This is a genomic window from Pseudofrankia saprophytica, assembly GCF_000235425.2.
In the GTDB taxonomy this organism is placed as follows: domain Bacteria; phylum Actinomycetota; class Actinomycetes; order Frankiales; family Frankiaceae; genus Pseudofrankia; species Pseudofrankia saprophytica.
This window is the reverse complement of the sequence record NZ_KI912266.1, coordinates 1,751,663-1,763,924: the sequence shown is the minus strand read 5'-3', so window position 1 is coordinate 1,763,924 and position 12,262 is coordinate 1,751,663. Positions and strand designations below refer to the sequence as shown.

Genomic DNA, 12,262 nt, shown 5'->3' with positions numbered 1-12,262 from the left:
CGGCCCGGGCGCGGAATTCAGCGCGGGTGTCTGAACGCCGCCGCACGCTCCGATCCTCCGATTCGAGAGCGGCGCTGCCGGGCCGGGGCTGGTGGCCGATTGCCAGAGTCGGGTTCAGGCCGGTCGGTCAGGCCGGTCGGTCAGGCCGGTCGGTCAGGCCGGTCGGTCACGTCACTGCTTGGCGAGTGTGGCCACCACCTGGCCGGTCAGGCCGTTCAGCTCGCTGTCGTCGATCGGTCCCGCCGGGCTGACGATGAGAATCACGGACTCGACGCGACCGGTGAAGATGCTGACCAGGTCGACGTTGACATCAATGTTCTGGCCGTCGGAGCTGACCGCGAGGTCGAGCCGCGTCAGGGCAGTGGAGCCGGTCGGCGGCGTGCCGGCCTGAGCGCTCTGGACCGTCACGGTCGTCTTCTCCCTGTCCCTGTTGGACAGCTGGCTGACGATCGCCTCGGCCACGCAGCCGGGAAAGTCCGGGCGCTGGGTGAGCGCGCGGTGCGCCGCGACCGTGTCCGCGCTCGCGAACACCCGTGCGCCGGACTGGATCGAGGTGCCCTCGTCGTCGTCGTTGAAGACCGGGCCGTTGGCGTGGTCGGTGGACGCCGGTCCCAGATCGGAGCTGGACAGGTGCATGCAGCTGGGTACCGGGTCCTCGAAGACGGAACTCTCGGTGGTGTCGGTGTTGTCCTCCATCGAGTAGCCGCTGGTCGCGGGCCCGGCGACGAGGACATAGTCGGCGGGGCGCAGCGGCGGCGCAGCGGGCGCCGACGCGGTCGTGGCGCCGTCGCCAACGCTCGCCGGGTCCGACGAGTCGCCGTTCCCGCACGCGGCCAGCGCCGTGACGAGCGCCACCGTCGCGGTCGCGGCCAGGGCCGCCCGGAGAACGCGCCGTCCATTCCGGCGGGGTTCGATTTCGTTCCTTGTGGTCATGGAAAAGAAGGTTAGAAACCCGACATAAATTCCACCACAAAGACCGCTGTCGGGTGCCCGACCGACTCTTTACCAATAATTTGAAACCAGTCGGCGACCGCTCTCGTCGCCGCGGTTCTCGTCGCCGCGGTTCAGGCCTGTCCGTTGACCGGCGGAACCACCGGGGGGACCGGGGCGCGGGTGAAGTCGCGGTAGGCGCGGGACGGGGTCGGGCCGCGCTGGCCCTGGTAGCGGGAGCCGTAGACGGCGGCGCCGTAGGGATGCTCGGCCGGGGACGAGAGGCGGAACAGGCAGAGCTGACCGATCTTCATGCCGGGCCAGAGCTTGATCGGCAGCGTCGCGACGTTGGAGAGCTCCAACGTGACGTGGCCGGAGAAGCCGGGATCGATGAAGCCGGCCGTCGAGTGGGTGAGCAGGCCAAGCCGGCCAAGGCTGGACTTGCCCTCGAGCCTGCCTGCCAGGTCATCCGGCAGCGTGATGACCTCGAGGGTGGAGCCGAGCACGAACTCGCCCGGGTGCAGCACGAACGGCTCATCCCCCTCGGGGGCGACGAGCTCGGTCAGGTCCTCCTGCTCGACAGCCGGATCGATGTGGCTGTACCGATGGTTCTGGAATACCCGGAACGCCCGGTCGAGGCGCAGATCGATGCTGCTCGGCTGGATCAGGCCAGGGTCGTAGGGATCGAGGCACACGCGTCCGGAGGTGATCTCGGCCCGGATGTCCCGGTCGGACAACAACACGTCCTGCAAACTACCGCCCCGCGCAAACCGCCTGCCGCGCGCCGCCTGCCCCGCGGCGCCCGCTCGTAGCCACCCGGCGCGGGTGAGCCCGCCGTCGCGGGCCAGGTTCGTCCGGATTGACGTGGTAGTGACCCGCGCCGGCGGGGTAGACGGCAGGCATGCGTTTGCCGTTCGCGCGGCTGCGGCGCCGCGAAGCCGGGGCCGGTGCCGAAGCCACGCTTGGACTACCGGCCCACATCGATGCGTGCCTCTTCGACCTCGACGGCGTGCTCACGAGCACGGCGGAGGTCCACGCACGGGCCTGGAAGGAGATGTTCGACGGCTTCCTGGAGAACTGGGCCTCGCGGTCCGGCGACCCGGAGAAGCCGTTCGACATCGAGGGGGACTACGAGCGGTACGTGGACGGGCTGCCAAGGCTCGACGGCGTCCGCTCGTTCCTGGCTTCCCGCGACATCCATCTGCCCGAGGGCACCGATGGCGATCCGCCGTCCGCCCTTACGGTCCACGCCCTGGGGAACCGCAAGAACATCCTCGTCCTGAACAAGATCGCCGATGATGGCGTCCAGCCATACCCGGGGTCAAGGCCCTACCTGGAGGCCTGCGCCAGCGCGGGGAAGGCGCGGGCGCTCGTCTCGTCCAGCGCGAACGCCGGCGAGGTGGCGCGGGCCGCCGGGCTCGCCGACCTGCTCCAGGTGCGCGTCGACGGCGAGACCATCGCGCAGCGCGGGCTCGCCGGCAAGCCGGCTCCGGACACGTTCCTCGCCGCGGCGCGGGAGCTGGGCGTGCCGCCCGAGCGGGCGGCGGTCTTCGAGGACGCGGAGGCCGGCGTCGCGGCCGGACGGGCCGGCGGCTTCGGCTACGTCGTCGGACTCGACCGGATCGGGCACGGGCACGCGGACGCGCTGCGGGCGCATGGCGCCGACGTGGTGGTCACCGACCTGGGCGACCTGCTCGCCGACGCCTACCCACCGCCGACGCCAGGCGCGGCGGGTGCGCCAGGCACGGCGGGTGCGGCGGGTGCGGCGGGTGGCCGCGCCCGAGGTGAGGCCAAGCCGCGGGCCGGGCACGGTCGATGAGCGGGGAAGCCCGCTACACGGTCGACCCGTGGGGCCTGCGCGAGACCGGCCTCAACATGGACGACCCCGCGCGCGCCGAGTCGTTGTTCGCGCTCTCCAACGGCCACATCGGCCTGCGCGCCAACCTCGACGAAGGCGAGCCGCACGGCCTGCCCGGTACCTACCTGAACTCGGTGCACGAGTTGCGCCCGCTGCCGTACGCGGAGGCCGGCTACGGCTATCCCGAGTCGGGACAGACGGTCATCAACGTCACCAACGGCAAACTGATCCGGCTGATGGTCGACGATGAGCCGCTCGACGTCCGTTACGGCGAGCTGCGCTCGCACCGGCGTTCCATCGACTTCCGCGACGGGGTGCTGGTTCGCGAGGCCGAGTGGGAGTCACCCGCAGGCCAGGTGGTGCGGGTGGTCTCGCGACGGCTGGTCTCGTTCTCCCAGCGAGCGATCGCGGCGATCTGCTACGAGGTCGAGTCGATCACCGACGCTCCGCGGGTGGTCGTCCAGTCCGAGCTGGTGGCCAACGAGACGCTCCCGATACGCACAGGCGACCCACGGGCCGCCGCGGTGCTCGAGTCCCCGCTGATGCCGGAGCTGCACTTCGCCCGGGACTGCTCCGTCGAGCTGGTGCACATCACCCAGCACAGCAAGCTCCGCGTCGCCGTGGCGATGGATCACGTCATCGACGGTCCAGGCGCGTTGGGCGTGCTCTCGGAGAGCGAGCCGAACTCGGGGCGGGTGACCGTCACCGGCCTGTTGAAACCCGGGCAGAAGCTGCGGATCATCAAGTTCTTGGCGTATGGCTGGTCGCAGCAGCGGTCGCTGCCGGCCATGCGTGACCAGGCCGCGGCGGCGCTCGTCGCGGCGAAGGAGACCGGTTGGGATGGCCTGCTCGACGAGCAACGCGCCTACCTGGCCGAGTTCTGGCGGCGCTCGGACGTGGAGGTGGAGGGCGACCCCGAGGTTCAGCAGGCCGTCCGGTTCGCGCTGTTCCACGTGCTACAGGCCGGCGCGCGCTCCGAACGCCGCGCTATCTCGGCGAAGGGGCTGACGGGGCCGGGTTATGACGGTCATGCGTTCTGGGACACCGAAAGCTACGTGCTGCCGGTGCTGACCTACACGCAGCCGTCGGCCGCGGCCGACGCGCTGCGCTGGCGGCACTCCACCCTGAAGCTGGCGCAGGAACGCGCCCAGCAGCTCAACCTGCGCGGTGCTTGCTTCCCGTGGCGCACCATCAACGGGGAGGAGTGCTCCGGGTACTGGCCGGCCGGCACCGCCGCCTTCCACGTCAACGCCGACATCGCCGACGCCGCCATCCGCTACGTCAACGTCACCGAGGACTACGACTTCGAGAATTCCGTCGGGCTGGAGCTGCTGGTCGAGACCGCCCGGCTATGGCGTTCGCTCGGCCACCACGACCTCGACGGCCGATTCCGGATCGACGGGGTGACCGGGCCCGACGAGTACTCGGCGATCGCGGACAACAACGTCTACACGAACCTGATGGCGCAGCGGAACCTGCGCGCGGCGGCGGACGCGGCAAAACGGCACCCCGACCGGGCGTACGAGTTCGGCGTCGACGCCGAGGAGACCGCCTCCTGGCGGGACGCCGCCGAGGACATGTACATCCCGTACGACCACCACCTGGGCGTCCACCCACAGTCGGACGGATTCACCGGCCACGAGATCTGGAACTTCCAGAACACCGCGCAGGACCAGTACCCCTTGCTGCTGCACTTCCCGTATTTCGACCTGTACCGCAAGCAGGTCGTCAAGCAGGCGGACCTGGTGCTGGCGATGCAGCGGCGCGGCGACGCGTTCACCCGTGAGGAGAAGCTGCGCAACTTCGCCTACTACGAGGCGCTGACCGTTCGGGACTCGTCGCTGTCCGCCAGCGTGCAGGGCGTGCTCGCGGCGGAGTGCGGGCATCTGGCGCTCGCGCACGCCTACCTGCGCGAGGCAGCGCTGATGGACCTGCACGACATCGAGCACAACACGTCCGACGGCCTGCACATAGCCTCGCTGGCGGGCACCTGGATAGTCCTGGTCGAGGGGTTCGGCGGCCTGCGGGACCAGGGCGACGTCCTCAGCTTCGCCCCGCGCCTGTCCGAGGGCCTTTCCCGGTTGTCCTTCGGCCTCTGCGTGCGCGGCCGCCACCTGCGCGTCGAGGTTCACCGCGCGTCGGCGACCTACTCCATCGAGGACGGTGAGGCGATCACCCTCACCCACCACGGCGAGCCATTCCGCCTGGAACCGGACACCCCGGCCACTTTCCCGATCTCGCCCATCGCCCCCACCGAACAACCCCACCAGCCCGCCGGCCGCGAGCCGCTCTTCTACCACCACCCGGGCACTTCGGAGGAGGAATAGCTCTGGCGGCCCGCGCTGTCGAGGCGCGTCCGGCCCCAGCGGGGCAGCGGCTCATACGGTTCTCGTCGCCGCCCGGCCGTTGATCGTCGCCACCGTGTTGCCAGCGTCGCGATTTCGCCACATCCACGACGACAGCAACACGGTCGCGACGATCTCCCTACTCGAATGATGGCTGAGCCACCAGCGCGGTGCGTTCAGAAATGTTCCGGCGCTGTTCGGTGATGCGAGACGCGGGCGACGACGTCGGCGGCGACGTCGATCAGGCGGGTTCCGATGCGCTGGACCTCCTCGCCGGTGACGTGCCGGCCGAACATCGTGGCAAGCAGACTCGCGACGACCCGGCCGTCCGGGCCGATGAGCGGGACCGCGATGTGGTTCACCTGGTATGTCGCCGCCGCGTCCAGATCGTCGATGAAATAGCCGATCTCGGACAGGCGGGCGGCGGCGAGCCGGCGTAGCGCGGCGAGGTCCACGGCTCCCGCGGTGGCTCGGATGCGATGAAGGTCGACGGCCGCAGGATGAGTCGGCGGGATCTCCCTGGTGGCGATGAAACCGAGGCGGCGACCGGCCTGCAGCGCCCGGCGCAGCGCACTCCTGGTCTCCTCCGACAAGGGAACGAGACTCCGGTCCAGCCAGCCGTCGATGTCCGTCGGCCGGCCCCAGGCGACGAACGGCGCCCCCCACGGCGGCGCGAACGGCATCCGGGCGCCGACCTGGCTCAGGCCGTAGGTCGGGTCGGGGTTGCCGACGCGTTCCAGGACGACGAGCTGGTCGTTGTCGACCGCGAGCACCGAGCACGAGACGTCGAACTCGGCGGTCACCCGGGCCAGCGCCCCGAGTGCGGGCCGCAGGTCGACGAAACCGCTGAGAACCGCCTGGCCCGCGGTGATCAGCGCCGGGCCGAGCCGGTAGGCGCGCGTCTTCGCGTGCTGGACGAGGAAGCCGTGCTCGACGAGGGTGTCGGCGATCGCCAGGCAGGTTCCCTTGCTGATGCCGACCTCGCGCGCGAGCTCGGAAAGGCCAAATCCTCGGTGCGGATAGCGGATCAGCACGTCAAGGAGTCCAACCACCCGCAGGGTCGGATTCGACGTCGCCATCGAGGCCTCACCTTTCTTCGATGACCAGCCCGACCGGGCCAGGCACCGCCAGCGGGGCGGGCCAGCGGCCCGGGGGCGCGGGGCCGGATGCCGGTCCGGTGAGCTCGGCGAGCCCACCGGACCGGATGGCGGAGGCGGTTTCTATGCCGGGAGGCGGTTTCTATGCCTGGGAGGCGATTTCGACTTCTATGCCTTGTGACCGACGGCCGCCTCGTAGAACGACCGGTCGACGACCTTGGACTCGTCCAGGGGCGCCTTGTAGCTGAGCGCACCGCTCTTGATCATCGCATCCTGCAGCCGGGTCGACGTGCCCGAGCGGATCTCCCAGTCCGTCGTGAGCGAGGGCGTCGCCGTGAGCTGGCTGGCCGGCAGCTCGACCACCTTGGCGAGGTCGTCCACGAAGGTCGGGTCCGACTTGTAGTCGCCGGCGAACGCCGTGTTGATCGTCCGGACCACCGCGCGGGTGAACGCGACGCCCGCGGCGCGCTTGTCGCCGAGGACGTTCGGGCCGAACAGCACGCCGCCGAGCGGCTCGCCGGGCGGCTGCCCACCCAGGTAGGTCAGCCCTGGCTTGCCGACCAGCTGGATCCACAGCGGGTCGAGAACCCAGGCGGCGTCGATCCCGCCGTTCTGCAGCGCGGTCACCAGGTCGGCCGCGGGCAGCGTCTTGAACTTCAGGTCACTGAAGGCGAGGCCCGCCTTCTCGGCCTGCTGGACGATCGGGTACATCACCGGGCTGCCGCTGCCCAGGACGCTCGCGAACGTCTTGCCCTTCAGGTCCGCGAAGGTCGCCGGCCGGCCGTCCACGTCGCGTGCCCAGACGCCGGTCCTGCTCGCGGCCGGCGCCGAGAAGTTGCCCATCACCCAGCGGATCCCAAACCCCTGGTTGACCGCGTTGAAGAAGGCGCCGTCGGGCGACCCGACCATGACGTCGGTCTGCCCCTGCGCGAGCAGGTTGAGGCCGTCGGCCGCCGGCACCTGGCGCAGCTCGACGTCCAGGTTCTCCTTGGCGAACTCGCCCTTGTCGATCGCCCACCGGATCGGCGCGATGAACTCCGCCTTCGGCGTCGCCGCGGTGATGACGATCTTGGTCTTGGTTGGCAGCGGGTCCGGCGCCGGCGCGTTCGCCGCGCAGCGCGCCGGCTTGCGGCCGGCGGAAAGGTCGGTCGGGTTGGTCCAGCCGTTCTCGCAGCCGGCCACCGCCACGATGGGGGCGGCCGACGCCGGCGTGAAGGTCGTGTTCTTGCCGCCGCTGTCACCACACGCGGTCAGGGCGACGCCGGCGGACAACACGGGTAAGAGCAGCAGGGACACACGGCGCCTGAATCTCATCGAGGTTCCTCCTCAGAGCTGGCGAGTCGGACTGGCGAATCAAGGTGGGCGACAGCCGGCCCACCCGGCCGCGGGCAAGATCAGTCAGACGCCACGCGTCATCGGCGGCGCGCAGGGTCTGACTGATCTCGGCGGGGACTTGTCTCGACGGGGACTCGCGGAGCGGCGACCGCGTCGGCGCGGCGCCGGTGGGGGTCAGCCGCGGGCGCGTTCCTGGTCCGCGGGCGCCCACCTGGTCACCCGGCGGCCGACCAGCCGGACCAGCTCGGCGAAGAGCACGCCCTCCAGCGCGACGACCACGATGCCCACGAACATCTGGTCGTTGATGAACAGCGTCCGCGACTGGAAGATCAGATAGCCGAGGCCGTCGTCACCGACGATGAACTCGGCCGCGATGATGACGAGGAACGCCACGCCCGCCGCGACGCGCATCGCGACGAACATCTGCGGCAGCGCGGCCGGGACCAGCACATGGCGGAACATCTGCCACCTGTTCGCGCCGAAACAGCGGCCCGCCTCGCGATAGCCGTCCTCCACGGCGATGATCGCCGACATCGTCGAGATCCAGACGAAGAAGAAGACCGTCACCGCCACGAGCGCGATCTTCGGGCCCTCACCGAGGCCGAACATCGTCAGGAAGATGGGCAGCAGCGCGAGCTTTGGCACGACGTACAACGCGTCCAGGGTGGGCTCGAGCGCGACCTGGATGAGCCGGACCGAGCCCATGGCCAGCCCGAACAGCACGCCGGCCAGCGTGCCGAGGGCGAAGCCGGCGAGCACGCGAAAGGTGGTGTGCCAGATGTCGTCCCACAGCTGGCCGTGGCCGAGCATTCGGCCGCCGGTCCGGACGATGTCGGTGGGCGACGGATAGAGCCGCGAGTCGATCCAGCCAAGGCCGCTGGCCGCCTGCCAGAGGCCAAGCAGGACCACCGGCACGCCGACGGCGAGGCCGATCTCGAGGACTGCGCGGCGGTGGGCCGTGCCGCTCGGGTCCCGCTCGGCCCGTCCCGGTGCCCGGATGAGTACCTCTTCGGCCGCGAAGGCCCGCGTCCCCGCCATCGTCAGGCTCCCTTCGGCGTGGCCGGTGGCCCGGCCACGCCGGCCCACGAGGTGGCGGCGGTGGTGGCGGTGGCGGCGATGGCCGCGGGCGCACCGGTTTCCACCTCGCCGCGCAGCAACGTCCACAGCTCGCCGCGGAACGCGGCGAACTCGGCGGACTCGCGGACCTCGGCGGACCTCGGCCGCGGGAACGGCGGTACCCGTTCGGCGAGGATCCGGCCCGGCCGCGCGCTCATGACGACGACCCGGTCGCCCAGCACGATCGCTTCTTCCAGGCTGTGGGTCACGAAGAGCACCGTGCGCCGTTCCGCCTGGCAGATGGCGAGCAGCTCGTCCTGCAGGATGGTGCGCAGCTGTGCGTCCAGCGCCGCGAACGGCTCGTCCATCAGCAGGATCTCGGGCTCGACGGCGAGGGCCCGGGCAATCGACACCCGCTGGCGCATGCCGCCCGAGAGCTGGTGTGGGTAGGCGTACGCGAACTCCGCGAGCCCCATCCGCTCGAGCCAGGTTCGCGCCCGATCCCGGGCTTCCCCGCGCGGCACGCCGCGCACGTCGAGACCGAACCGGACGTTCGCCTCGACCGTCTTCCACGGGTAGATGCCGTAGTCCTGGAAGATCATCGCGGCCGGGTTCGGGGAGCTGGCCCGCACCTCGACGGTTCCCCCGGTCGGGCGGACCAGGCCGGCGACGATCCGCAGGAAGGTCGACTTCCCGCAGCCGGAGGGCCCGACGACGCAGACGAACTCGCCGTCACCGACCGCCAGGTCGAGCGGGCCGAGCGCATGGACCGTCCTGGCCCCGCGGCCGAACTTCCGCTCCGTGCCGACGGCCCGGATCTTTGGTCGCGGGCCCAGGCCGGCTAAGGCAGGCCCACCCGCCTCCGACGACGCTTGAACAGTCATGGAACACCGCCCTGTCAGCGTGGCGGCCAGACGATCCGTTCACTGACTTGAACCGTCGGTTCAGTACTTCGACCGCCTGGTCAGAATGCTGAACCGACTGTAAGCCGATCATCCACTCACATCAACCCCTGTATGAAAGTTCGCGAGCGGTCCGGGACTGGGCGGGGAGCGAGTGGCTCACCCGCCGAACGCGGACGGGCCCGGCGCGAGAAGCTCGCGCCGGGCCCGTCCGTTCGGTTTCGCCGCCGGGTTCACCGGCCGCCGGTCAGCCGGTCAGCCGGTGGTGGCCGCCTGGGCTCCGGCGCCGTCGGTGGACGGCGCGAGGGAACGGGCGAGGAGCTGGGAGACGTCGAGGACCTCGACGGTCTCCTTCGCCTTGCCCGCGAGCTTCTGCTCCGTCACCGCGTCGGACAGCATGACGATGCAGAACGGGCACGCGGTCGACACGACGTCCGGGTCGAGGCCGAGGGCCTCCTCCACCCGGTTCGTGTTGACCCGGGTGCCGATCTTCTCCTCCATCCACATCCGCGCGCCGCCGGCGCCGCAGCAGAAGCCGCGCTCCTTGCACCGGTGCATCTCCTGGCCACGGAGGCCCGGAATGGCCTCGAGGATCTCGCGCGGCGGGGTGTAGACCTTGTTGTGCCGGCCGAGGAAGCACGGGTCGTGGTAGGTCACCGACGACTCGATCGGCGTGAGCGGCACCAGCTTCTTCTCCTCGACGAGCCTGCCGAGCAGCTGGGTGTGGTGGATGACCTCCCAGGTGCCGCCGAGCGCCGAGTACTCCTTCGACAGGCTGTTGAAGCAGTGCGGGCAGGTCGCGACGATCTTCTTGACGCCCGTGGAGTTCAGCAGCTCGATGTTGGCCTTGGCCATCTCCTGGAACAGGTACTCGTTGCCGAGGCGGCGCGCCGGGTCGCCGGTGCAGGACTCCTGCGAGCCGAGGATGGCGAACGAGACGCCGGCCATGTCCAGCAGCTCGACGAAGGCACGGGAGACCTTCTTCGCCCGGTCCTCGATGGCACCGGCGCAGCCGACCCAGAAGAGGTACTCGACGTCGTCCGGGATCTGCTCGCCCTCGCCGATGATCTTGACCTCGAAGGGCAGGCCATCGGTCCACTCGGTGCGGCTGCGCGGCGAGACGCCCCACGGGTTGCCGTTGTTCTCCAGGTTGCGCAGCATCACGCCGGCTTCCGAGGGGAACGCCGACTCGATCATCACCTGGTAGCGGCGCATGTCGACGATGTGGTCGACGTGCTCGATGTCCACCGGGCACTGCTCGACGCAGGCGCCGCAGTTCGTGCACGACCACAGCACGTCGGGGTCGATGACCCCGCCCTCTTCCGCCGTGCCGACGAGCGGGCGCTCCGCCTGGGCCTTGCCCGGCTCGGGAACGCGGCCGAAGCCGGACTCGGGCACGTGGTGGACGGTGTGCTCCTCCGAGCCGTCCTCGGAAACGCCGGTGACGGCCTTCTTCTTCGCCAGCTTCTCCGCGGCCGCGTCGCGCTCCTCGGCGGTGCTCCCGGCCAGCAGGTACGGGGCCTTCGCGAACAGGTGGTCGCGCAGGTCCATGATGATCAGCTTCGGGGACAGCGGCTTCCCGGTGTTCCAGGCCGGGCACTGGCTCTGGCAGCGGCCGCACTCGGTGCAGGTGGAGAAGTCGAGCATCGCCTTCCAGGAGAAGTCCTCGACCTTGCCCGCGCCGATGATCGGCTCGTCCTCCTCCATCAGCGTCTCGATGTCAGGCGTGGTGCCCAGCGCGCCGAGCGCCTTCGGCTCCCGCTTGAGGATGACGTTGATCGGCGCCAGGAAGATGTGCAGGTGCTTGGAGTAGGCCACCAGCACCAGGAAGCCCATGACGATGGCCAGGTTGAGCAGCAGGAAGGCGGTCTCGATCGCCTCGTTGGCGTCGTGCGAGAGGCCGGAGAAGATCCTGCTGACGCCGTAGGAGGCGAAGGCCCACTTCGTCTGGCCCTGCGGCAGGTTGCCGGTGTTCCACTGGGCGCCCCGGGTGATCAGCAGCGTCACGATGACGGACGTGATCATGCCCAGGATGACCCAGGCCGGGCCGAGGTGTGAGCCATAGAAGCGCGACTTGCGCTCGAGGCGCGCCGGCGCCCGCTGGATACGGATGACGGTGAACGTCGCGAGGCCCACCAGCACGCCGACGGCGAAGAAGTCCTCGAGGAACCCGATGGCGGCCCAGTGCCCGAACAGCGGGATGTGGAAGTCGTCGTCGAACAGGCCACCGAAGGTCTCGATGATCGTCAGGATCAGGACCGTGAAGCCCCAGAACGTCAGCGCGTGCGCGATGCCGGGCACCGACCATTTGAGGAGCTTGCGCTGCCCGCCGACCTCGGAGATCTCGCTCCAGACCCGGGTCGGGAGGTCGTCGAGGCGCCCTTGGGCCGGCTGTCCGGTCCGGATCAGCGTGAACAGCCAGAAGAATCGCCTTCCGGCCACCGCAAGGGCGATCAGCGTGATCGCCCCACCGATCGCGATTCTCACTAGCTCCTCCTATGGCTCCGCGAACGGGCCGTAGCCTACTCGTACTGCTCGGTAACTTGTGGTCCAGAGTGTCCCGCGCCACCAGCACCGCACGACGCCGGACCAAACTCCGCCAGGATCCCGACCGCGAGTCGGGCCCGGCCTCGATCATCCACGGCTACCCCGTCAGGAGGTCCGTCAGGGCGCCCAGGCCCTGGCGCCCTCCTCGACGACCGCCGCATCCCCGACCCTGCCACGGCGTGGTCCGTCCGG

Annotated in this window: 9 protein-coding genes; 2 read left to right on the top strand and 7 right to left on the bottom strand. The window is 70.1% G+C overall.

From position 1 onward, the window contains the following. Nucleotides 1-171: 171 nt before the first annotated feature. Nucleotides 172-933, bottom strand: a complete 762-nt coding sequence (locus FRCN3DRAFT_RS0207425) for a hypothetical protein (RefSeq protein ID WP_007511010.1) — start codon at nucleotides 931-933, stop codon at nucleotides 172-174. A gap of 131 nt (nucleotides 934-1,064) precedes the next feature. Continuing rightward, nucleotides 1,065-1,673 carry a dCTP deaminase gene (gene dcd, locus FRCN3DRAFT_RS0207420; protein WP_027140345.1) on the bottom strand — a complete coding sequence of 203 codons (609 nt, stop codon included), beginning with the start codon at nucleotides 1,671-1,673 and terminating at the stop codon, nucleotides 1,065-1,067. A gap of 158 nt (nucleotides 1,674-1,831) precedes the next feature. Between dcd and FRCN3DRAFT_RS43155 the strand changes: the two genes are divergently transcribed. Continuing rightward, nucleotides 1,832-2,749 (top strand): beta-phosphoglucomutase family hydrolase, encoded by a 918-nt coding sequence (locus FRCN3DRAFT_RS43155; RefSeq protein WP_007511013.1) that lies wholly within the window; start codon nucleotides 1,832-1,834, stop codon nucleotides 2,747-2,749. Next, a complete protein-coding gene (locus FRCN3DRAFT_RS0207410) occupies nucleotides 2,746-5,115 on the top strand; it encodes a glycoside hydrolase family 65 protein (RefSeq protein ID WP_007511015.1) in 2,370 nt (789 codons plus the stop codon). The genes FRCN3DRAFT_RS43155 and FRCN3DRAFT_RS0207410 overlap by 4 nt, the downstream gene beginning before the upstream one ends. Before the next feature lie 194 nt (nucleotides 5,116-5,309). Here the strand turns inward: FRCN3DRAFT_RS0207410 and FRCN3DRAFT_RS0207405 are convergent, their stop codons facing one another. The 5 genes from FRCN3DRAFT_RS0207405 to FRCN3DRAFT_RS0207385 form a co-directional block, all read right to left on the bottom strand. Beyond that, complete coding sequence (locus FRCN3DRAFT_RS0207405) at nucleotides 5,310-6,212, bottom strand: IclR family transcriptional regulator (protein WP_007511016.1); 903 nt, start codon at nucleotides 6,210-6,212, stop codon at nucleotides 5,310-5,312. Nucleotides 6,213-6,398: 186 nt separating this feature from the next. Next, complete coding sequence (locus FRCN3DRAFT_RS0207400) at nucleotides 6,399-7,544, bottom strand: ABC transporter substrate-binding protein (protein WP_007511017.1); 1,146 nt, start codon at nucleotides 7,542-7,544, stop codon at nucleotides 6,399-6,401. 195 nt (nucleotides 7,545-7,739) lie between these two features. After that, nucleotides 7,740-8,603 carry an ABC transporter permease gene (locus FRCN3DRAFT_RS0207395; RefSeq protein WP_007511019.1) on the bottom strand — a complete coding sequence of 288 codons (864 nt, stop codon included), beginning with the start codon at nucleotides 8,601-8,603 and terminating at the stop codon, nucleotides 7,740-7,742. Between the two features lie 2 nt (nucleotides 8,604-8,605). After that, a complete protein-coding gene (locus FRCN3DRAFT_RS43150; RefSeq protein WP_007511021.1) occupies nucleotides 8,606-9,505 on the bottom strand; it encodes an ABC transporter ATP-binding protein in 900 nt (299 codons plus the stop codon). Nucleotides 9,506-9,778: 273 nt separating this feature from the next. Beyond that, entirely contained in the window at nucleotides 9,779-12,010 is a 2,232-nt protein-coding gene (locus tag FRCN3DRAFT_RS0207385; protein WP_007511023.1) for a (Fe-S)-binding protein, read from the bottom strand. Nucleotides 12,011-12,262: the final 252 nt, after the last annotated feature.

Coding starts and splice junctions, on each gene's coding strand:
- FRCN3DRAFT_RS0207425 (WP_007511010.1), bottom strand. CDS start 933: ATGACCACAAGGAACGAAATCGAACCCCGCCGGAATGGACGGCGCGTT.
- FRCN3DRAFT_RS43155 (WP_007511013.1), top strand. CDS start 1,832: ATGCGTTTGCCGTTCGCGCGGCTGCGGCGCCGCGAAGCCGGGGCCGGT.
- FRCN3DRAFT_RS0207410 (WP_007511015.1), top strand. CDS start 2,746: ATGAGCGGGGAAGCCCGCTACACGGTCGACCCGTGGGGCCTGCGCGAG.
- FRCN3DRAFT_RS0207405 (WP_007511016.1), bottom strand. CDS start 6,212: ATGGCGACGTCGAATCCGACCCTGCGGGTGGTTGGACTCCTTGACGTG.
- FRCN3DRAFT_RS0207400 (WP_007511017.1), bottom strand. CDS start 7,544: ATGAGATTCAGGCGCCGTGTGTCCCTGCTGCTCTTACCCGTGTTGTCC.
- FRCN3DRAFT_RS0207395 (WP_007511019.1), bottom strand. CDS start 8,603: ATGGCGGGGACGCGGGCCTTCGCGGCCGAAGAGGTACTCATCCGGGCA.
- FRCN3DRAFT_RS43150 (WP_007511021.1), bottom strand. CDS start 9,505: ATGACTGTTCAAGCGTCGTCGGAGGCGGGTGGGCCTGCCTTAGCCGGC.